Annotated in this window: 2 protein-coding genes; both read right to left on the bottom strand. The window is 73.6% G+C overall.

Going from position 1 to position 24,055, the window contains the following annotated elements:
* Nucleotides 1–11 precede the first annotated feature (11 nt).
* On the bottom strand, nucleotides 12–3,998 hold the full coding sequence (locus AB0M83_RS30650) for an amino acid adenylation domain-containing protein (RefSeq protein WP_364522051.1): 3,987 nt from the start codon (nucleotides 3,996–3,998) through the stop codon (nucleotides 12–14).
* Nucleotides 3,995–24,031, bottom strand: coding sequence for a non-ribosomal peptide synthase/polyketide synthase (locus AB0M83_RS30655; protein WP_364522067.1), 20,037 nt, complete (start codon nucleotides 24,029–24,031; stop codon nucleotides 3,995–3,997). Before AB0M83_RS30655 ends, AB0M83_RS30650 begins: the two co-directional genes overlap by 4 nt.
* Nucleotides 24,032–24,055 lie beyond the last annotated feature (24 nt).

Consider the following 24,055-nt stretch of genomic DNA (forward strand, 5'->3'; position numbering starts at 1 on the left):
GGCGTTCTCCTTCACTCGTCGGCGGTCACGGCGAGCCCGGCCAGCACGGCCCGGGCCAGCTCCGCCACGTGCGGCGGTTCGACCATGTCCCAGTGGTGTCCCGGCACCGGTGTCACCGTGAGCTCGCCGCGCGTGCGGGCGCGCCAGCTCTCCGGCCGCACCTCCGGGCGGCCCTTCACCGGGTGGGTGCCGGTGGAGGTGATGAGGTGGATGCCGGTGTCGACGACGGCGCGGCAGCGGTAGGCCTCGACGGCGTCCTTGCCGGCGAGGTAGACGCGGGCCATCTGCTCGACGACGGCGTTGCCCGCGACTTCGGAGACCATGCCGCGGTCGCGGGCCTCGGCGAGCATCTCGTCCAAGGTGTCGGTACCCGGTGACAGCTTCAGCACGGCTTCGCCGAACCACGCCAGGGGGTCGCTGGTGTCGACCTCCGGGAGCGGGTTGCCGTAGTCGTCGACGCCGAGGACGGTCGCGTCGATGACGCACAGGTGCTCGACCGCGCGGCCCGCTTTTTCCAGCTGGGCGGCCATTTCGAAGGCCACGGACCCGCCCTGCGACCAGCCGGCCAGCCGGATCGGGCGGTCCCCGGCGACCGGCAGCAGGTCGGCGACGAACGCCGCGGCCAGCTCTTCGATGGTGTGCACCGGGTCCTCGCCGGGCGCGAACCCGGGCGCCTGCAGGCCGAACACCGGCAGCGCCGGGTCGAGTTCGGCCACCAGCTGCAGGTACGGGAACGGGCTCCCGGCGGTCGGCGGCAGCAGGAACAGCGGCACGACCCCCGCGCGGCCCGGTGAGAGCGGCACGACCAGTCCCCCGCCGCTCCCACCGGCGCGGAGGTGGTCGGCCAGCGCCCGGATCGTCGGCGCGCGGAAGACCTCGGCGAGCCCGACGGTCGCGCCCAGCTCGGCCTTGATCCGGTCGACCAGCACGACCGCCAGCAGGGAGTGCCCGCCGACGTCGAAGAAGCCGTCGGTGACGCCGACGCGGCGGCCGAGCAGGTCCTCCCACAGCTTGGCCAGCGCCATCTCCAGCTCGTCACGCGGGAGGACGCCGGACGTCGCGACCGGGGTGGCGTCCGGGGCGGGCAGCGCGACACGGTCGACCTTGCCGTTCGAGGTCAACGGCAGGGTGTCCAAAGTGGTCAGCGTCGACGGGACCATGTACTCCGGCAGCCGCCCGGACAGGTGCGCCCGCAGTGCTTCGGCGTCCACAGTAGACGGTGCGACGTACCCGGCGAGGGCGCCGTCGCGGACTACGGCGACCGCTTCGGTGACGCCGGGGCCGCCGACGAGCGCGGCCTCGATCTCGCCCAGCTCGATGCGGTAGCCGCGCACCTTGACCTGGTGGTCGGTGCGGCCGACGAACTCCAGCCGCCCGTCCGGCAGGTAGCGGGCGAGGTCGCCGCTGCGGTAGAGCCTTCCCGGACCGAAGGGATTCGGGACGTACTTCGCGGCGGTCAGGCCCGGGCTGCCCGCGAAGCCGCGCGCGACTCCCGCGCCACCCGCGTACAGCTCGCCGGTGACGCCGGCCGGGACCGGCCTCAGGTGCTCGTCCAGGAGGTAGACCTCGGTGTTCCAGATCGGCCGGCCGACGGAGATCGGCGTGGTCACGCACTCGGCCGCCGGCAGCAGGTTGATCACGTTGGCCACCGACGTCTCGGTGTGGCCGTACTCGTTGGCCACGACGACGTCCGGGGCGTGCTCGCGCCAGAACTCGAGGGCTTCGGCGGTGAGCTGCTCGCCGCCGACGACCAGGTGCGCGGCCGCGCCCGCCGCCTCGGGCTCGAGGCACCGGCGCAGCGGCTCCAGGTGGGCCGGGGTGAGCTTGACGAAGCTGAACTTGCGGCCGCTCGAAAGCACGTCCGCCAGCCCGGCGACCGGGTGCTCGTCTTCGGGGACCAGCGTCACGGTCGTGCCGCACAGCAGCGGCAGGAACAACCCGGTGACGGTGAGGTCGAAGGCGAGCGACGAGTGCACCGGGGCGCCGTCGCCCTCGTCGGCGCGGTAGGCCTGGCGGCACCAGTCGAGGTAGTGGAGCACGCCGCGGTGGCTGATCATCACGCCCTTGGGCCGGCCGGTCGAGCCGGAGGTGTAGATGACGTAGGCGAGGTTCTCGGGGTCGACGACCGGGTCCTGCCACGGCACGGGGTCGTCGGCGACCGGTTCGTCGGCGAAAACCACGACGCCGCCGAGGTTCTCGTTCGCGTACCGGCGCGTGGTGACGAGCACGCGGGCGCCGGCCTGGCGGAGCATGTACTCCTTGCGGTCCTGCGGATACGCCGGGTCCAGCGGGATGTAGTGGCCGCCCGTCTTGAGGATGGCCAGCAGGACCGGCAGCAGCAGCGGGCCGCGTTCGCACAGCACGCCGACCGGGGTCTCGACGCCGACACCATGGGCCCGCAGCCGCTGGGCCAGCCGGGTCGCGCGGGCTTCGAGGTCGGCGTAGGTCAGCTCGGCGCCGCCGCAGCGGACGGCGATCGCGGCCGGGTCGGACGCGGCCTGTTCGGTGATCCGGCCGTGCAGGGTGCCGCGCAGGTAGGGCTCGGCGGTGGCGTTCCAGGTCTCGAGCAGCAGCTTCCGCTCGTCCGCGCCGAGGACGTCCACTTCGGACAGCCGGACGCCGGGCCTGGCGGCCAGCTCGGTGAAGAGCCGGACGAAGTGCTCGCCCATGCGGTCCATCCGGGCCTGGTCGAAGAGCGCGGTCGCGTACTCGAGGACGCCTTCCACGGACCCGTCGGCCTGGCGGACGAAGGAGATCATCAGGTCGAACTTCGCCGTGCTCGAAGGCAGGTCCACCGGCGAGACGGCCAGATCTCCCAGGGAGGCTTCCCCCGACGAAGAGTCGTAGACCGCGAACATCACCTGGACCACCGGGGTGTGCGCGAGGTCGCGCTCCGGGGCGAGTTCCTGGACGAGGCGTTCGAAGGGCAGGTCTTCGTGGGCCTGGTCGGCGAGCCGGGCCACCTTGACGCGGTCGGCGAGGGTCGCGAAGTCCGGGTCGCCGGAGAGGTCGCCGCGGGCGACGACGGTGTTCACGAAGAACCCGACCATGTGCTCCAGTTCCGCCCGCGAGCGGCCGGCGACCGGGGTGCCGACGGCGATGTCGTCGCGGCCGGTGTGCCGGCCCAGCACGACGTAGGCCGCGGCGAGGAGCGTCACGAACGGGGTCGCCCCGACCGCTTTGCCCTGGTCGAGCACCGCGGAAGCGGCCGGCGCGGGGATCGTGAACCGGACCGAGGCGCCGTGCGGGTCGCGCTGGGCCGGACGCGGCCGGTCGGCGGGCAGCTCCAGGGTCTCGAGCCCGGCGAGCCGGTCCTTCCAGTACGCGAGAGCCGCGTCGTGGGCGTCCACCCGGGACTGTTCCCAGGCCGCGAAGTCCGCATAGGACAGTGCGATCGGCGGGAGTTCGGCGCCGGTGTAGAGCTTGCGCAGGTCGTCGAGGAGGATCGGCAGGGACCAGCCGTCGCAGGCGATGTGGTGGACGTTGAGCGCGAGCACGTGCCGCTGCGGCGCCTCGCGGACCAGCATGGCCCGGAACACCGGCCCGGCGGCGAGGTCGAACGGCCGGCTCACGTACTCCGCCAACACCACCTCCAGGTCGCCTTCGACCACCGGCAGCTCGACCGGACCCGGGGCGCCGATCACCTGGCGCGGCTTGTTGTCCTCCGCGACGTAGGTGGTGCGCAGGATCTCGTGCCGCGCCACCAGGGCGTCGAGGGCGCGCTGGAGTGCGGCGATGTCGAGCGTGCCCTCCAGGCGGAGCAGGAGCGGGACCGCGTACTCGGCGCTGTCCGGGTCGAGCCGGTCGAGGAACCACAGGCGCTGCTGGCCGGCCGAGAGCGGGAGCGGGGCGTCGCGGTCGGCGCGGCCGAAGGTGCGGACCGGTGCGGTGGCCCGGCCGCGCAGCCGCTTCGCGAGCACCGCGGCCCGCAGCCGCGCGGCGCGCTCGGCCTCGGTGGGCACGTCCGGGGCCTCCGGGCGGATGTCGAACGTGGTCATGCGCTGGCCTCCTCGGTGAGGGAGTCGAGGAGCTCCTGCTCGGACATGCCGGCGAGCTCGGCCTCGATCTCGGTGTGGACCACGGCGGCGAGCGCGGCGACCGTGGTGGTCTGGAAGAGCACGGGCAGGGGCAGGTCCACGCCGAACGCGGCCTGCAGCCGCATGCGGACCTTGGCGGCGAGCACGGAGTGCCCGCCCAGTGCGAAGAAGTCGTCGCCGAGGCCGACGCGGGGCACGCCCAGGACCTCGGCCCAGATGTCGGCGATCAGCTGCTCCTCGGGGCTGCGCGGGGCGACGTAGTCCGCCGTCTCTTCGGCCGGTTCCGGCAGCGCGGCGCGGTCGATCTTGCCGCTGGCGTTGACGGGCAGCGCGTCGAGCACCACGAACGCGCTCGGCACCAGGTGCTCCGGCAGGCGCTGCCCGAGGAACGCCCGCAGGTCCGCGGCCGTGACGTCGCCGGCGGCGTAGGCCACCAGGCGTTTCTGCCCGGCCGGGTCGGGCTTGGCGAGCACGACCGCCGCGGTGAGTGCCGGGTGCGCCCGCAGCGCGGACTCGACTTCGCCGAGTTCGATGCGGAAGCCGCGGATCTTGACCTGGTCGTCGGTCCGCCCCAGGAACTCCAGGTCCCCGGCGCGGGTCCGGCGGACGAGGTCGCCGGTGCGGTACATCCGCCCGCCCGCCGGATTCGCCACGAACCGGGTGGCCGTCAGTCCGGGACGGCCGAGGTAGCCGCGGGCCAGGCCCGGGCTCGCGACGTACAGCTCCCCCGCCACGCCCGGCGGCACCGGCTGGAGCCGGTCGTCCAGGACGTAGGCCTGCGTGTGCCGCAGCGCACGGCCGATGGTGACCGCCTCGCCCACCACCAGGGGTGGCGAGACGGTGGACACGACCGTGGCTTCGGTCGGGCCGTACATGTTGAGCATCCGGCGCCCCGGCGCCCACTTCGCGACCAGTTCCGGCGGGCAGACGTCGCCGCCGACCACGACCGTCCGGAAGTCCGGCAGGTCCGGATCTTCGACGGTGGCCAGGGCCGCGGGCGGGATCAGCGCGTGCGTCACGCGCCCTTCCGCGAGGACGTCCCGCAGCTGGTCGCCGAGCAGCGGCCCCGGCGGGGTGACGACCAGCGCGGCGCCCGTCATCAGCGACGCGCACAGTTCGAGGATCGACGCGTCGAAGCTCGGCGACACGTACTGCAGCACGCGGTCGCCCGGGCCGACCTGGTAGGCCTCGATGGTGTTCGCCACCAGCGTGCCGAGGCCGGCGTGGCTGACGACGACCCCCTTCGGCCGTCCCGTGGAGCCCGACGTGTAGATCACGTACGCCGCGTTCTCCGCCTCGACTTCGACGTCCAGCGGACCGTCATCCATTGTGGACACTGGGAGTTCCCTGAGCGTGACCACCGGGTTGGCGTCGTCGAGCATGTAGCGGATGCGCTCCTCCGGGTAGCCCGGGTCGATCGGGAGGAAGGCCGCCCCGGTCTTGACGACCGCCAGCTGCGCGACGACCAGGTCCGCCGAGCGCGGCAGCAGCAGCGCGACCACCTTCTCCGGTCCCGCCCCGCGGCTCCGCAGGATGCGAGCCACGCGGTTGGCCGCCTTGTCCAGCTCGGCGTAGGTGAGCGAGTCCGGTCCGGCGAGCACGGCCGGGGCATCGGGATCGCGCCGCACCTGGGCCTCGATCAACTCGGCGAACGTCCCGCCGGGAGCGTGGTCGCCGAGCGGGGTGAGCTCGGCCGCGTCCAGCATCGGCACGCGGTCCACGGGACGCTGCGGTTCGGCAGCGAACCCGGCCAGGAGCCGGATATACCGCTCGGCGAACCCGGCGACCGTGTCTTCGTCGAACAGCGCGACCGGGTATTCGAGGACGCCGTCGACCGCGCCGGAGGGCTGCTCGCGCAGCACCATGGCGAGGTCGAACTTGGCCGCGCCGGTCTCGACGCCCAGCGGCTCGCAGTCCAGCTCGCCGAGCTCCCAGCCGCCTTCGGACACCGTCTGCAGCGCGAACATCAGCTGCACCAAGGGGTTGCGGCTCGGGTCGCGGTCGGGCCGCAGCTCGGCGACGACCCGGTCGAACGGGACTTCCTGGTGGCTGAAGGAGTTCAGCGCCGTCTCGCGGACGCGCTCCAGCAGCTCGGTGAAGCCGGGCGAGCCGGTCAGGTCGGCCCGCAGGGCGAGGGTGTTGACGAACTGGCCGATCAGCCGCTCGGTGTCCGGGTGGTCCCGGCCGGCGACCGGGCTGCCGACCGCGAACTCGCGCAGCCCGGTGTGGCGGGAGACGAGCACCTGGAACCCGGCGAGCAGCGTCATGAACAGGCTGGCCCGCGCCTCGGCACCCAGCTCGCCGAGCCGGTTCGCCAGCTCCGCCGGGACGCTGAACCCGTACCGCGCGCCACGCGGGTCGCGTATCGGCGGCCGTGGCCGGTCGGCCGGCAGCTGCACGAACTGCGGCACCCCGGCGAGCTGCGTCCGCCAGAACTCGACGTCCGCTTCGGTGGGCTGGGACCAGGTCGCGACGTCGGCGTACTGGACCGGCAACGGCGGCAAGCCGACGCCGGCGTAGAGGTCGCGCAGCTCCTCGGCGAGGAGGCCTTCGGACCAGCCGTCGAGGACGATGTGGTGCGCCGAGAGGACCAGGACGTGGTCGTGCTCGGCCAGCCGTCCGAGCGCCGCGGCGAACACCGGCCCGGTCGCGAGGTCGATGCCCCGCACCTCCAGGAACGGGGTGATCTCCTCGATCTCGGTGACGGGCAGCGGGACCGGCCCGGCCGGGTCGACGACCTGCCTCGGCTCGCCGTCGATCTCGACGAACCGGGTCCGCAGGATTTCGTGCCGCTCGACGAGCTTGGTCAACGCCGCCGCGAGGGCGTCGACGTCGAGGGGCCCGCGGAGGCGGACCGCGTTCGGCACCAGGTACTCCGCGCTGGACGGCGCCATCCGGTCGGCCAGCCACATGCCGACCTGCACCCCGGCCAGCGGCGCGGGGCCGCCGGGCCGCTTCGGGATGGCCTCGAACTCCCGCTTGGTGGCGCGGGCGACGGCGTCGGCGAGTTCCGCGACCGTCGGCGAGTCGAAGATGAGCCGGATCGGGATGTCCGCGGAGAGCCGTTTGCGCAGCTCGGCGACCACCCGCACGCCCAGCAGGGAGTGCCCGCCGAGGTCGAAGAAGTTGTCGTCCGCACCCACTCGCTCGACGCCGAGGACGTTTTGCAGCACTTCGGCGACCAGCTCCGCGACCCGGCCTTCCGGAGCGCGGTACTCGGCTCCCGCGGCGGCAGGCGCGGGCAGCGCCTTGCGGTCGATCTTGCCGCTGGTCGTGGTCGGGAACTCCGGCAGCACGCTGAGCGCCGTCGGCACGAGGTAGACGGGCAGGCGTTCGCGCAGTTGCTCGCGAACCTCGGACTCGGTGAGCGTCACGCCGGCCTGCGCGGTGACGTACCCGGCGAGGCGCTTGTCCCCCGGCGACGGCTGCCACACCGTCACGGCCGCTTCGCGGACACCCGGCAGTTCCAGGAGCACCTGCTCGACCTCGCCGGGCTCGACGCGGATGCCGCGGATCTTGACCTGCGAGTCCTGGCGGCCGAGGAAGGTCAGCGCGCCGTCGGGGGTGCGCAGGCCGCGGTCGCCGGTGCGGTAGAGCCGCTCGCCGGGGTCGAAGGGGCTGGGCAGGAACGCCGTCGCCGTCTTGCCCGGGTCGCCGAGGTAGCCCCGCGCGAGGCCGACGCCGCCGATGAACAGGTCACCGGGGACGCCGACCGGGACCGGCCGGAGGTGCTCGTCGAGGACGTGGATCTGGTTGTTGGCGATCGGCGAGCCGACGCTGACCGAACCCGCGCCGTCGAGGTCGGAGCGGAGGCACTCGCGCATGGTCGAGTCGATCGACACTTCGGTGGCGCCCCACTGGTTGTGCAGCGTGGCGGTTTCGCCCAAGCGGTCGAAGAACAGCTTCAGCAGTTCCGGCTGCAGGGCCTCGCCGCTGGTGATGACGTTGCGCAGCGGCTTGAGCGCGGCCCGGTCGGCCGGCGTCAGCTGCTCCAGGAACAGCGTCAGCATGCTCGGCACGAACTGCAGGTTGACGACCCGGTGCCGGATCGCCCCGGCCAGGATCGCGGCCGGGTCGCGGTGCAGGCCCGGCGGGATCAGCGCGACCCGGCCGCCGACGATGAGCGGCCACAGGCATTCGACGGCGGCGTCGTCGAAGACGAGGGTTGTCTTCTGCAGGACGGCCTCGCCCGGCTGGAGCCGGTAGGTGTCCTGGTGCCAGCGCAGGCGGTTGACCCAGCCGCGGTGGGTGCTCGCGACACCCTTCGGCTTGCCGGTGGAGCCGGAGGTGTAGTAGATGGACACCAGGTTGTCGGGGTGCGTCGTATCGGTCGGACAGGGCACTTCACCGTCCAGATCGGACACTTCGAGGAAGGTGACGTCGCTGCTTTCCGGCGTTGAAGCGCCCGCGTTGACCAGGCAGACAGGCGAGTTCGCGTCGCCGAGGATGCCGAGGACCCGGGGTTCGGGCGCGTCGGTCTCGATCGGGACGAACGCGCCGCCGGCCTTGAGGATCGCGACCAGGCCGACGATCAGGTCGATCGAGCGGTCCATCCGCAGCCCGACCGGGACGTCCGGGCCGACACCGTGTCCGGCCAGCCGCGCGGCGAGGACTCCGGCACGACGGTCCAGCTCGGCGTAGTCGATGTGGTCGTCTTCGTATTCGACGGCGGTCGCGTGCGGGGTTTTCGCTGCTTGCCCGGAGATGAGGTGGTGCAGGCAGACGCTCTCGTCGTAGGCGACCTGGGTGTCGTTGACGCCGTGGACGAGGTGGGCACGCTCGGTTTCGCTCAGCAGGTCCAGCTCACCGACCGGGGTCCCGGGCGCGTCGGCGATCCTCTCGAGCAGTGTCGTGAAGTGGCCGGCGAGGCGCTCGATCGTCGTGCGGTCGAACAGCGCGGTCGGGTACTCGAAGATGCCGGTCAGGGCACCGTCCGTGTCCTGGGCGAGGGCGAGTTCGAGGTCGAACTTGCTGACCCGGGTGTCGACGGCGAGCTTCTCGACGGTCAGGCCTGGCAGCGCCCAGCCGGCCGCGTCGTTGTTCTGCAGGGCGAACACGATCTGCACCAGCGGCGTGCGGGTGAGGTCGCGCTGCGGGCGCAGGAGCTCGACGATCCGGTCGAACGGGACGTCGTCGTGGTCGAACGCGGCCAGGGTGCTCGCGCGGACCCGGCGCAGGAGGTCCGTGAACGCCGGGTCGCCGGTCAGGTCCGCGCGCAGCGGCACGGTGTTGACGAAGTGCCCGACCAGCGGCTCGGTCTGCGGGTGGGCGCGGCCGGACACCGGGGTGCCGACGGCGAAGTCCCGCAGGGCGGTGTACCGGCCGATCAGCACTTCGAAGGCCGCGAGCACGGTCATGAAGAGGCTCGCGCCGTGCTCGGCACCCAGAGCGGCCAGCTTGCCGACTGTCGTCGCGGGCACGTGCACCGGGGTCTTGGCCCCGGCGATGTCCCTCGTCAGGGGACGCGGGCGATCCGCGGGCAGCTCGACGACGTGCGGCATGCCGTCGAGGGCGTGGCGCCAGAAGGCGAGCCCGGCCTCGTCGGAGGCGTTGGCCTGCCACGCGGCGACGTCGCCGAACTGCACCGGCAGCGCGGCGGGCCGGATCCCGGCGTAGTGGTCACGCAGCTCCTGCGCCAGGACGCCCATGGACCACCCATCGGCGACGATGTGGTGCAGGAGCAGCACCAGGACGTGGTCGCGCTCCGACACGCGGGCCAGCGCGGCGCGGAAGACGGGACCGTGCTCGAGGTCGAGCGGAGTGTCCACTTGGGAGCGGACGAAGGCCTCGACGTCGGTCACCTCGGTGGCCGGGAGCGGCACCGGGCGCACCGGGTCGACCACCTGGACCGGTTCGCCGTCCACCTCCACGAAACGGCTGCGCAGCACCTCGTGCCGGGCCGCCACCGCCGACAGCGCGCCGGCCAGGGCCTCCACGTCGAGGTCGCCGCCGATCCGCAGCGCCAGCGGGACCAGGTACTCCGGCGAGCCCGGGGCGAGCCGCTCGGCGAACCAAAGTCCGCGCTGCACCGGCGAAAGCGGCGTGCGGGCCCCGGCTTCGCGGACCGGGATCGGCTCGAAGTCGGCGGTCGACGCGTCCGGCACGAGCCGGGCCAGCGCCGCGATCGTCGGGGCCTCGAACAGCGCCCGCACTCCCAGCCGGACGCCGAACTCGGTGCGCATCCGGCCGGTCACCTTCGCGGCCAGCAGCGAGTGGCCGCCCAGCGCGAAGAAGTTGTCCGCCACGCCCGGTGCGGGAACCCCGAGGACGTCGGCCCAGATCGCGGCGAGCGCGGTCTCCACCGGGGTGCGCGGCTCGACGTGCCCGGCGACGACCCGCTGCGGCGCGGGCAACGCGGCCCGGTCCAGCTTGCCGTTCGCCGTCCGGGGCAGCTCTTCGAGGGGCACGATCACCGACGGCACCAGGTACTCCGGCAGCCGCGCGGCCGCGTGATCGGCCAGCACCGCGGGGTCGGCGGTCCCGACGACGTACGCCACCAGCAGCCCGTCCCGGACCACGACCGCGGCCTGCGTGACGCCGTCGTGCCCGGCGAGCACGGCCTGCACCTCGCCCGGCTCGACGCGGAAGCCGCGGATCTTCACCTGGTCGTCGGCGCGGCCGGCGTACTCGAGGACACCGGAAGCGTTCCACCGCGCGAGGTCGCCGGTGCGGTACATCCGCTCCCCCGCCGCGAACGGCGACGCGACGAACCGCCCGGCGGTCGCCCCGGGCTGCCCGAGGTAGCCGTGCGCCGTGCCGACGCCGGCCAGGTACAGCTCGCCGACCACGCCGGCGGGCACCGGCTGCATGAGGGCGTCGAGGACGTACGCGTGCTTGCCGGTGACCGGCCGCCCGATCGGCACCGGGCCGTCGACCGCCGTGACCGGGTGGAACGTGCTGAAGCCCATGGTCTCGGCCGGGCCGTACCCGTTGACCACCGCGACGTGCGGGTACGACCGCAGCACCTTCGCCAGGTGCGCGGGCGACGCCGCCTCGCCGCCGGTCATCGCGCGGCGGACCGTCGCGAACACCGCCGGGTGCTCGTCGACCAGGAAGTTGAACAAGCTCGCCGAGACGTCCAAGACCGTGACGCCGTGCGTCACGACCAGGTCCTCGATCAGCGCCGGCTCGGGCCGCTGGCCGGGCTGCAGCACGACGGTGCCGCCGCCCAGCAGCGGGCCGAGCAGCTGCGTGCCGAACGCGTCCCACGACACCGGCGCGCACTGCAGCCAGACGTCGTCCGGGCCGAACCCGGCGTAGTCCTGGCCGGTCAGCGTGCCGACGACCGCGCGGTGCGGTGCGGCGACCGCCTTCGGGACGCCGGTGGAGCCGGAGGTGAACATGACCACGGCGAGGTCGTCCGGGCTGCCGCTCAGGCCGAGGACGCCGCCGTCGCGGACGGCGATCGCGGCCGCGTCGGCGACGACGTCGATCCGGCGCCAGGGCAGCTCGCGCCCGTCGGTGAGGACAACCGCTGCCGACGTCCGCCGCAGCGCGCCGAGGAGGCGTTCGGCTGGGAAGTCCGTGTCCAGCACGGTGTAGGCGGCGCCGGCCTTGAGCACGGCGAGCAGTGCGACGGCCAGCCGCGGCGATCGTCCGATGTGGACACCGACCAGGTCGCCCCGGCGGACACCCTCGGCGACCAGGTGCCGGGCGAGCCGGTTGGCCTCGACGTCGAGCTGCCGATAGGTGAGCGAAGTGCCCTCGAAGACCAGCGCGGTCGCGTCGGGAGCCCACTGCGCCTGCCGTTCGACCAGCTCGTGCAGCCGCATCGCCGGGGCGGTGACCTCGGTCGTGCCCTGAGCCCGCAGTGCCGCGCGTTCTTCCGCCGTGAGCAGGTCGAGGTCGGTGACCGGGACGTCCGGGGTGGCGACGGCGGCGGTGAGGAACCGCGCGAACCGCTCGGCGATCGAGGAAGCCGTGGCCGCGTCGAACAGGTCGGCCGCGTACTCCAGCTGACCGGTCAGCCCGGCCGGGGTGCCGTCAGCGGCGTGGTTCTCCTCGATGCCCGCGGTCAGGTCGAACTTGGCGACGTCGCGCCGGACCGTGACGCCCTCGATGGCCAGGCCGGGCAGGCTCAGCCGCGCGGTGGCGTTGTTCTGCAGCACCAGCATCACCTGGAACAGCGGGTGCCGCGCGGCCGAGCGCGCCGGGTTCAGCTCCTCGACGACCCGCTCGAACGGGACGTCGGCGTGCGCCAGCGCGGCCAGCCCGGCGTCGCGGACGCGTTCGAGGAGCTGCCGGAAAGTCGGCCGCCCGGAGACGTCGGTGCGCAGGACCAGGGTGTTGACGAAGAAGCCGGCGAGATCGTCGAGCGCGGTGTCGCCGCGGCCGGCGACGGCGGTGCCCAGCGGGACGTCGTCGCCCGCGCCGAGCCGCGCCAGCAAAGCCGCGAACCCGGCCTGCAGCGCCATGAACAGCGTCCCGCCGCTGCCCCGGGCCAGGCCGGCCAGGGCCGCGTGGACGTCCGCGCCGAGCGCGAACTCCACCGAGCCACCGCGGTGGCTCGCGACGGCCGGGCGGACCCGGTCGGCGGGCAGCACCAGCTCCTCGGGCGCGCCGGCGAGGGTGTCGCGCCAGAACGCGAGCTGGCCGGCGACCTCCGGTTCGCCGAGGACTTCGCGCTGCCACAGCGTGTAGTCCGCGTACTGCACCGGCAACGGCGCCCAGCCCGGAGCCTCGCCGTCGAGGCGGGCGGCGTAGGCGGCGGCCAGGTCGCGCCACAGCGGCGCGGCCGACCAGCCGTCGGACGCGATGTGGTGCAGCACCAGCAGCAGCACGTGGTCGTCGGCGGCGACCTCGACGAGGTGCGCCCGGATCGGCAGCTCGGACCGCAGGTCGAACACGTGCGCCGCGGCCTCCGCGAGAACGTCCGGCAAGGAGTCCTCAGTGGACTCGGCGAGCGTCCACGGCACCTCGAAAGCGGTCAGGATCTCCTGCCACGGCTCGCCTTCATCCGAGGGGAACACCGTGCGCAGCGACTCGTGCCGCTCGACGACGTCGGCCAGCGCCGCTCGCAGCGCGGGCACGTCGAGGGAGCCGCGCAGGCGCAGCGCCCGCGGGACGTCGTAGCCGGCGTTGGCCTCCTCGGCCTGGTCGACGAACCACAGTCGCTGCTGCGCGAACGACAGCGGCAGCCGCTCGGGCCGCTCGCGGCGGGTCACCGGCGGACGGGCCGGGGCCGCGTCGCCGAGGATCTCGGCGAGCCCGGCGACGGCCGGGGTGCGGAACAGGTCGCGGTTGCCCAGCTCGACCCCGAGCACGGAGCGGACGCGGCCGATCAGCCGCGCGGCCAGCAGCGAATGTCCGCCCAGCTCGAAGAAGCCGTCGTCCAGGCCGACCTCGGGCAGCCCGAGGACCTCGGCAAAAAGTCCACAGAGGACGTTCTCGGTCACCGTCCGGGGCCGTCGTCGCGAACCTGCCGCGAAGTCCGGCGCGGGCAGCGCGCGGCGGTCCAGCTTGCCGTTCGCGGTCCGGGGCAGCTCGGTCAGCGGCACGATCGCCGACGGCACCAGGTAGTCGGGCAGCCGGTCGGCCAGGTACGCCCGCAGTGCGGCGGGTTCGGCCGAGCCGACGACGTACCCGATCAGCCGCCCGTCGCGGACGACGACCGCGGCCTGCCCGACCCCGTCGTGGCGGGCCAGCACCGCCCGGACTTCGCCGGGTTCGACGCGGAAGCCGCGGACCTTGACCTGGTCGTCGGCGCGGCCGACGTACTCGAGGACGCCGTCGGCGCGCCACCGGACCAGGTCGCCGGTGCGGTACATCCGCTCCCCCGGCAGATGAGGCGACGCCACGAACCGCTCGGCGGTCGCGCCGGGGAGACCGCGGTAGCCGTCGGCCAGGCCGTGGCCCGCGAGGTACAGCTCGCCCGTGACACCGGGCGCGACCAGAGCGAGGTGCGCGTCGAGGACGTAGGCGCGCTTGCTCGCCACCGGCCGGCCGATCGGGATGGCGACACCGCCGAGGTCGGCTTCGGTGATCGGGTGGAACGTCGTGTAACCCATGCTCTCGGCCGGGCCGTAGCCGTTGATCAGCTGGACGTCCGGGTACTCGCGCAGCGCCTTCGTGACGTGCTCGACGGACGCCGGCTCGCCGCCGGTCATGGCGCGGCGCAAGACCGTGAAGACCTGTGGTTCCTGATCCAGGAGGTAGTTGAACAGGCTCGCCGAAGCGTGCAGGACGGTGACGCCGTGCTCGACGACCAGTGCGGCGATGCGGTCCGGCTCGGGGTTCTGGCCGGGCTGCAGGACCGTCCGGCCGCCGTAGAGCAGCGCGCCGAACAGCTGCAGCGCGAAGCCGTCCCACGACACCGGGGCGCACTGGAGCCACACCTGGTCCGCGTCGAAGGTGGCGTAGTCCTGGCCCATGGTCGCGACGACGCCGCGGTGCGAGGTGGCGACGCCCTTGGGCACGCCGGTGGAGCCGGAGGTGAACATGACGCAGGCCAGGTCGGCCGGGGTCAGCTCGACGTCCGGGTTCGTCGTGTCCGGGTGGTCCGGCACGGCCGTCAGCACTCGCTTCACGCCGGCCTGGTCGGTGACGGCGGCCAGCCGCTCGGGCGGGTAGCTCGGGTCCAGCAGGGTGTAGGCGGCCCCGGACTTGAGCACGCCGAGCACCGCGGCGGCGAAGTCGAAGCCGCGGTCCAGCAGGACCCCCACGACCTCGCCGCGCCGGACGCCGTCGTCCAGGAGGTGGTGGGCGACCTGGTTGGCGCGGGCGTTCAGCTCGCCGTAGGTCAGCGGCTCGCCCTCGAACAGGATCGCGACGGCCTCGGGGTCCTGGCGTTCGACGATCGTGTGCAGGCAGTCCTCGGGGGCGGCGCTCACCCGGACGGCGTTGCCCGCGGTCAGCACGAGGTCGCGTTCGTCGGTGGTGAGCACGTCGTACGCCGTCACCGGCTTCGCGGGTGCGTCGGCGATCTGCCCCAGCAACCGCACGAACGCCGTCGCCAGGCGCTCGGCCGTGGCGGCGTCGAACAGCGCGGTGGCGTACTCGAAGGCACCGGTGATCCCGCCGCCGGTGCCGTGCTCCTCGAGCGCCGCGGTGAGGTCGAACTTGGCGACCGCCCGGGCCACCTCGTACGGCTCGGTGTCCACTCCGGACAGTGCGGGCGTGGCACTGTCCTGCTGCAGCACGAGCATCACCTGGAACAGCGGGTGCCGGGCCGCCGAGCGCGCCGGGTTCAGCTCCTCCACCAGTCGCTCGAACGGGACGTCGTCGTGCTCGAAGGCGCTCAGGTCGGCTTCCCGGACGCGGTCCAGCAGCTCGGTGAACGTCGGCGCGCCGCTGACGTCGGTGCGCAGGACGAGGGTGTTGACGAAGAACCCGACGAGGTCGTCGAGGACCGGGTCGGGCCGGCCGGCGACCGGGGTGCCGATGGGGACGTCGTCCCCCGCGCCGAACCGCGCCAGCAGCGTCGCGAGAGCGGCCTGCAAGACCATGAACAGGGTCGCCCGCTGCCCGGCCGCCAGCTCCAGGAGCCGCGCGTGCAGCTCGGCCGGGATCGCGACGGCGGCCGACCCGCCGGTGTGGTCCGCGGTGGCGGGCCGGACGCGGTCGTAGGGCAGCGCCAGTTCCTCGGGCAGGCCGGCGAGCGCGTCCGTCCAGTAGGCGAGGTCGGTGTCGAGTTCTCGGTGCCACAGCGTGTAGTCCGCGTATTGCACGGGCAGCGGTGTCCACTCCGGAGCGTCGCCGTCGAGCCGGGCCGCGTAGGCGTCGGCGAGGTCGCGCAGCAGGACCGGGATCGACCAGCCGTCCCCGGCGATGTGGTGGGTCAGCACGAGGAGGACGTGCTCGTCGCCCTCGGTGAACAGCCACGACCGCACCGGCGGCGCGGCGGCCAGGTCGAACGGCGTCCGCGCGGCCTCGGCGACCGAGCCGGTGCCGACCTCGAACGGCACCACGAACTCGTCCAGGACCACCTGGTACGGCCCGGACTCGTCCTCGGCGTAGTACGTGCGCAGAGCTTCGTGGCGACCGGCCACATCGGACAGTGCCGCCCCCAGCGCGGGTACGTCGACGTTGCCGCGCAACCGCAGGGCGATCGGCATGTGGTACGCCGTGTCGTCGCGGTCCATCCGCGCCAGGAACCACAGGCGTTCCTGGCCGGGCGCCAGCGGCAGCCGCTCCGGCCGCTCGCGCCGGGTGATCGCCGGGCGAGCCGCGACGGCGTCACCCAGGCTCTCACACAACCCGGCCACGGTCGGGTTCGCGAACAGCGCCCGCACGGTGACGTCGAGGCCCAGCACCGCGCGGATCCGCCCGGCGAGCCGGGTGGCCAGCAGCGAGTGGCCGCCCAGGTCGAAGAACCCGTCGTCGACGCCGACCTCGGGCACGCCGAGGACCTCGGCGAACAGCTCGCACAGCGCGTGCTCTCGGGTCGTCCGAGGGAGGCGGCCGGCGCCGCTTTCGACCGCCGGCGCCGGCAGGGCCTGGCGGTCGAGCTTGCCGTTCGGCGTCCGGGGCAGCTCGCCGAGCAGCACGAACGCCGACGGCACCATGTACCCGGGCAGCGCGGCGGCCAGGTGCCGGCGCAGCTCCTCGACCTCGACCGGCGAGGCGGGCACGACGTAGGCGACCAGGCGCTTGTCACCGGGCCGGTCCTCGCGGACGACGACCGCGCGCAGTGCGACCGCCGGGTGCGCGGCCAGCACGGTCTCGATCTCGCCCAGCTCGATGCGGAAGCCGCGGATCTTGACCTGGTGGTCGACGCGGCCGAGGAAGCGGATTTCGCCGTCCCGGCGGCGGGCGACCAGGTCGCCGGTGCGGTACATCCGCTCCCCCGGCAGATGAGGCGACGCGACGAACCGGTCCGCGGTCAGGTCCGGGCGGCCGAGGTAGCCGCGCACGACGCCGTCCCCGGCGAGGTACAGCTCGCCCGGCACACCCGGCGGCACCGGCCGCAGGGCGCGGTCCAGCACGTGGACCTGCGTGTTCGCGATCGGCGTGCCGATGGTCGGCGCGCCCTCGCCGACGCGGGCGGTGGTCGACCAGATCGTCGTCTCGGTGGGGCCGTACATGTTGGTCACCGACGCGGCCCGTGCCCGCAGCGCGACGGCCAGGTCGTCCGGCAGGGCCTCGCCGCCGACGAGGACGTGCACACTCGAGAGGTCGACGGGTTCGACCAGCAGTGCGTGGAAGAGACTCGGCGTGGCCTGCAGGAACGTGACGCCGTCCTCGGCGAGCGCGGCCAGGGCGCGGGTGTCGCGCACGGCGTCGCGGCTCGCGAGGACGACGGTCGCCCCGGCCAGCAGCGGCGCGAAGATCTCCAGGCCGGCGATGTCGAACCCGACGGTCGTGACCGCCAGGAGCCGGTCGCCGGGGGCGATGCCGAACCGGCCGACCATGTCGAGCAGGAAGTTCAGCAGCGGCCGGCGCGGGACGACGACACCCTTGGGGCGGCCGGTCGACCCGGACGTGAAGATCACATACGCGGGGTTGTCCGGGGACGCGGTGTGCTCCAGGTTTTCGGCCGAACCCTCGAAGACGAGGTCGTCGGGGGTGAGCACCAGGGCCGGGTCGGCGTCCTCCAGCATCATCGCGATGCGGTCGGCCGGGTAGTCCAGGTCGAGGGCGAGGTAGCCGGCGCCGGTCTTGAGCACGGCGAGCAGGGCGACGACCAGGTGCTCGTCGCGGGGCAGGGCGAGGGCGACGTACCGCTCGGGCCCGGCGCCGCGCTCGGCCAGGCGGCGGGCGAGCTGGTTGGCGCGTGCGTTGAGCTCGGCGTAGGTGAGCGTCGTGGCGCCGAACTCCAGCGCGGGCGCGTCCGGCGTGGCCGCGGCCTGGGTCTCGAACAGTTCGATCACCGACGTGTCCGGCAGTGGTCGGGCCGTCTCGGTGTTGGCGGTCTCGATGGCCGTCCGCTCGGCGGCCGACAGCAGGTCCACTGTGGACAGAGCAACATCGGGCGTCGTGACGGCGGTGGTGAGCAGCCGGACGAACCGGTCGGCGAGGTCGGCCGCGGTACCTTCGTCCAGGAGGTCGGTCGCGTACTCCAGGTACCCGCCGATCCCGGCCGGCGTGCCGTCGGTGCCGGTGGTCTCCTCCAGGTTGAGGGTGAGGTCGAACTTCGCCGTCGCGGTGGCCACCGGCACGTCCGCCGCGGCCAGGCCGGGCAGGGCCAGGTTCGCCGCGACGTTGTTCTGCAGGGCCAGCATCACCTGGAACAGCGGGTGCCGCGCGGTCGAGCGGGCCGGGTTCAGCCGCTCGACGACCCGCTCGAACGGGACGTCGGCGTGGTCGAACGCCGCGAGCGAGCGCTCCCGGACCCGGCGCACGAGCTCGGTGAAGCTCGGGTCGCCGCTGAGGTCCGTGCGCAGCACCAGGGTCGTGACGAAGTAGCCGACGAGGTCGTCGAGCGCGGCGTCCGGCCGGCCCGCCGACGGGGTGCCGACGGCGATGTCGTCCCCGGCGCCGACCCGGGACAGCAGGGCCGCGAACCCGGCCTGCAGCACCATGAACAGGGTCGCGTGCTCGCCGCGGGCGAGGCGCAGGAGCCGGGCGTGCAGATCGGCGTCGAGGGTGACCGGGAGGGTCGCGCCCCGGTGGCTCGCGACCGGCGGGCGCGGGTGGTCGAAGGGCAGGGAGATCTCGTCGGGCAGCCCGGCGAGGGTGTCGGCCCAGTAGTCCAGGGAGTCGTCGGTCGAGTCTTGTTGCCACAGCGCGTAGTCCGCGTACTGCACCGGCAGCGGTGTCCACTTCGGAGCGTCGCCGACAGCGCGGGCGGTGTAGGCGGCCGACAGGTCGCGCAGGAGCGGGCCGAAGGACCAGCCGTCGGCGGCGATGTGGTGGGTGACGAGCACCAGGACGTGGTCGTCGGCGGCCCGGCGGACCAGCGCGGCGCGGATCGGGAGGTCGGTGGCCAGGTCGAACTCGCGGGCGGCGAACTCGGCGACGTCCACCGCGGCTTCGGTCCACGGCAGCTCGGTGAGCGGGCGGATCTCCTGGCGGGGCAGGCCGTCGGTGTCCGGGAACACCGTCCGCAGCGCCTCGTGGCGCTCGACGACGTCGGCGAACGCCTCCCGCAGCGCCGCGACGTCGAGAGCGCCGGTCAGCCGCAGGGCACGCGGGACGTTGTAGGTGGCACCGGCCTGGTCGAGCTGCTCGACGAACCACAGGCTGCGTTGCGCCGACGACAGCGGCAGGAGGTCCGGCCGGGGCCGGGCCACGACGGCCGGGCGGGCGGCCCGCGCGGTGTCGAGCACCGCGGCCAGCCCGGCGACGGTCGGGGCGCGGAAGACGTCCGCGACCCCGATCCGGACCCCGAGCACGGCGCCGACGCGGGCGACGAGCCGGGCGGCGAGCAGCGAGTGCCCGCCGAGGGCGAAGAACCCGTCGTCGACGCCGACCGCCTCGACCCCGAGCACGTCGGCGAAGAGTCCACAGAGGACTTCCTCACGCGGGGTGCGCGGCGCCCGGCTGGCGGCCGTGCGCTCTGGAGCGGGCAGGGCCCGGCGGTCCAGCTTGCCGTTGGGGGTCAGCGGCAGCGCGTCGAGCAGGACGAACGCACTCGGCACCAGGTGCTCCGGCAGCCGTTCGGCGAGGTACGCCCGGAAGTCGGCCGGCTCGCCCACGACGTAGGCGACCAGGAGCTTCTGACCGGGCCGGTCCTCGCGGACGACGACGGCCGACTCGGTGACCGCCGGGTGGGTGCCCAGCGCGGTCCGGATCTCGCCCGGCTCGACGCGGAACCCGCGGATCTTGACCTGGTCGTCGGCGCGGCCGGCGTACTCCAGCACGCCGTCGGCGCGGCGGCGCACCAGGTCGCCGGTGCGGTACATCCGCTCCCCCGCCTCGAACGGACTGGCCACGAACCGCTCGGCGGTCAGGCCGGGGCGGCCGACGTAGCCGTCCGCGATGCCGCCGCCCGCGGCGTACAGCTCGCCGACGACGCCGGGCGCGACCGGCCGGAGGCGCTCGTCCAGGACGTACGCGCGCTTGCCGGTGAGCGGCACGCCGATCGGGATGGGCGCACCCAGGTCGGCCGGCGTGACGCGGTGCGAGCTGATGAAGATCATGTTCTCGACCGGGCCGTAGCCGTTGGTGAACGTCACTTCCGGGAAGTTCTCGAGTGCCTTCGTCAGGTGCGCGACCGACGCGACTTCACCGCCGGTGTAGACGTGGCTGACCTGCTCGAACACGGCGGGGTACTCGTCGAGGAGGAAGTTCAGCAGGCTGGCCGACGCGAACATCGTCGTGACGCCGTGGCGCTCGGCCAGATCGGCGATGAGCGCGGGCTCGGGCTTCGGGCCCGGCTGCAGGACACAGGTCGCGCCGGTGAGCAGCGCGCCGAACAGCTCGAACGCGAAGGCATCCCAGGAGACCGGGGCGGTCTGCAGCCAGACGTCGCCCGAGTAGCCCTGGCCGAGGATCGTCGTCACGACGGCTTCGTGCGAGGCGACGACACCCTTCGGCGTGCCGGTGGAACCGGAGGTGAACATGACGCAGGCGGGGCCGGCGGGCGGCACCACCCGGTTCGGCGGGGTCGCCGTGGCGTCCACCAGGGACAGGTCGTCGAGCACGACCGGCGTGCCGACCTGCTCGGCCAGCAGCTGCCGCCGCTCGGCGGGGAACGACGGGTCCAGCAGCGTGTAGCCGCAGCCGGCCTTGAGCACGCCGAGGATGGCGGCGACCAGGTCCGGGCCGCGGTCGAGACAGATCGCGATGATGCGCCCGGGCTCGACGCCGGTCAGGAGCCCGGCGACGCCGTTCGCGCGGGCGTTCAGCTCGGCGTAGGTGACGACCTCGTCCTCGAACAGCAGCGCGGTGCGGTCCGGGGTGCGGCGGGCGTGGCTCTCGATCAGCTCGTGCAGGGGGACGGCCGGCCCGGCGGGGGCGGGCATCCCGCCCGTCTCGGCCTGGGTCCGCTCGGCCGCGTCGAGGAGATCGAGGTCGCCGATCCGCGTGTCCGGGTTCTCGGCGACGGCGGCCAGGACGCGCAGCAGGCGGCCGGCCAGCGTGGCGGCCGTGTCGCGGTCGAACAGGTCGCTCGCGTACTCCAGCAGGCCGGTCAGCTCGCCGTCGCGCTCCTCGAAGATCGCGGCCAGGTCGAACTTCGCGTAGCCGATGTCGACGCGCTCGCTGTCGGCGCGGACGCCCGGGAGGTCCAGCTCGGCGGCGAGGTTGTTCTGCAGTACCAGGAGCACCTGGAACAGCGGGTGCCGGCCGAGCGAGCGGGCCGGGTTCAGCTCCTCGACGACGCGCTCGAACGGCACCTCGGAGTGCTCGAACGCGGCCAGGCAGGTCGCGCGGGCCCGGTCGAGGAGCTCGCGGAACGTCGGGTCGCCGCCGGTCGCCGTGCGCAGGACGACGGTGTTGACGAAGAACCCGACGAGGTCGTCGAGGGCGGCGTCGGTGCGCCCGGCGACCGGTGAACCGACCGGAACGTCGTCGCCGGCGCCGAGGCGGGTGAGCAGGGCGGCGAAGGCGGCCTGCAGGACCATGAACAACGTCGCGCCCTCGGCCGTGGCGAGGGCGGCGAGGCGGCGGTGGACGTCGGCGGGCACGTCCATCGGGACGACGCCGCCGCGGTGGCTCGCGATCGCCGGACGCGGCCGGTCCGTGGGCAGCGGCAGTTCTTCGGGGAGCCCGGCCAGGGCGGCACGCCAGTAGGCGAGGTCGCGCTCGACGGGCAGTTCCTGTTGCCACAGTGTGTAGTCCGCGTACTGGACCGGGAGCGGAGTCCACTTCGGAGCGTCGTCTTCGAGCCGGGCCGCGTAGGCGGTCGAGACGTCGCGCAGGAGCGGGGCGAAGGACCAGCCGTCACTCGCGATGTGGTGCACGACCAGCAGCAGCACCGCGGTGTCGCCGGGCAAGGTGAAGAGCGTGGCGCGGATCGGCAGTTCCCGGGCAAGGTCGAAGTCGGCTTCGGTAGCCGCGGTCAGGTCGGCGGCGAGAGTGTCCTCAGTGGACTCCCTGGTGACCCACGGGAGTTCACCGGTAGGCAGGATGTGCTGCACCGGCTCGTCGCCGTCGCGGGTGAAGATCGTGCGGAGGCTCTCGTGCCGGGCGACGACGTCCTCGACGGCGCTCCGCAGCGCATCGGCGTCGATCGGGCCGATCAGACGGACAGCCTGCGGGACGTGGTAGCTCGCGTTCCGGGTGTCGGCCTGGTCGAGGAACCACAGCCGGCGCTGCGCGAACGACAGCGGCATCGGCTCGGGGCGGGGACGCGGGGTCAGGGCGGGACGCGCTTCCGGGGCGTCGTCGAGGAGTCCGGCCAGGCCGGCCGGGGTCGGCGCGCGGAAGACGTCACCGATGGCGGCTTCGACGCCGAGCGTCGCGCGGATGCGGGAGACGAGCTTGGCCGCCAGGAGCGAGTGGCCGCCCAGGGCGAGGAAGCCGTCGTCGATGCCGACGCCGTCGACGCCGAGGATTTCGGAGAACAGCTCGCACAGCGCCGCCTCGCGCGGGGTGCGCGGGGCGCGGCCGGCGCGGGCCGCGGACCAGTCCGGCGCCGGGAGGGCCTTGCGGTCGAGCTTGCCGCTCGGGGTCAGCGGCAGCTCGTCCAGGACGACGAACGCGGCCGGGACCATGTACTCCGGCAGGTTCTCGGCGAGGGCCGCACGCAGGGCTTCGACGTCAGGGGTGCCGTCCGGGACGACGTAACCCACCAGGCGCTGGTCGCCCACGCGGTCTTCGCGGGCCAGCACGCACGAGCCGGCGACGCCGGGCTGGCGGTCGAGAACCGCCTCGATCTCGCCCAGCTCGACGCGCAGGCCGCGGATCTTCACCTGGTGGTCGGTGCGGCCGAGGTAGTGCAGCGCGCCGTCCTCGGACCAGCGCGCGAGGTCGCCGGTGCGGTACATCCGCTCCCCCGGCTCGAACGGGCTGGCCACGAACCGCTCGGACGTCAGGCCCGGCCGGCCGTGGTAGCCGCGGGCCAGCTGGATCCCGGCGAGGTAGAGCTCCCCCGCCACGCCGGGCGCAACCGGCTTTAGCTCGGCGTCAAGGACGTACGTGCGGGTGTTCCACACCGGACGTCCGATGGGGACGGTCCGCTGTGCCGGGTCGCACGCCCAGTACGTGACGTCGACGGAGGCTTCGGTCGGGCCGTAGAGGTTGTGCAGTTCGACGCCGGGCAGTGTCTCGAAGAACCGCGCCTGCAGCTCGGCGGGCAACGCCTCACCGCTGCACAGCACGCGGCGCAGGCCGGTGCAGGTCGCGGCGGCCGGGTCGAGCAGGAACGCCTGCAGCATCGACGGGACGAAGTGGACGGTCGTGATCCGCTCGGCGCGGATCAGCTCGGCCAGGTAGGCGGGGTCGCGGTGGCTGCCGGGGCGCGCGACGACGAGCGTGGCGCCGGTCAGCAGCGGCCAGAAGAACTCCCAGACGGAGACGTCGAAACTGGACGGCGTCTTCTGCAGCACGCGGTCGGTCTCGTCGAGACGGTACTCGGCCTGCGTCCACGCGAGCCGGTTGACGATGCCTTCGTGCGGCACCAGCACGCCCTTGGGACGGCCGGTCGAGCCGGAGGTGTAGATGGCGTAGGCGAGGTCCTTCGTGGACGTCGTTGGTTCCGGCTCGGTGGTCGAGGTGAGGTCGAGGGTGTCGAGGCAGATCGTCTCGGCGTCGAAGAGGGTTCTGTGGTGGGTCTGGGTGAGGACGACCGGCGCGGCGCTGTCGGCGACCATGTAGGCCAGCCGGTCGGCCGGGTAGTCCGGGTCGAGCGGGACGTAGGCGCCGCCGGCCTTGAGCACCCCCAGGAGGGCGATCACGAGCTCGAGGGATCGGTCGGCGCAGACGCCGGTGAGGACGCCGGGGCCCACGCCCCGCTCGATCAGGAGGTGCGCGAGCCCGCTGGCCTTCCGGTGGAGTTCGCGGTAGGTCAGGGACTCGCCTTCGAACACCACTGCCGTCGCGTCCGGGGTGCGGGCCGCCTGCTCGGCGAGCAGCCGGGCGAGCGTGCGGCCCGCTTCCGGGACGTCGGTGGTGGTGTCGTTCCAGGCCGCCAGCAGCTGCCGGTCGTCGACGTTCACGTAGATCAGCTCCAGTTCGGTTACTGCCGGCGGGTGGGG

This window comes from Amycolatopsis sp. NPDC051106, from assembly GCF_040682775.1.
Lineage (GTDB): Bacteria > Actinomycetota > Actinomycetes > Mycobacteriales > Pseudonocardiaceae > Amycolatopsis.

Excerpts from the sequence above, each read along its gene's own strand:
- AB0M83_RS30650 (WP_364522051.1), bottom strand. The coding sequence starts at position 3,998 with ATGACCACGTTCGACATCCGCCCGGAGGCCCCGGACGTGCCCACCGAG.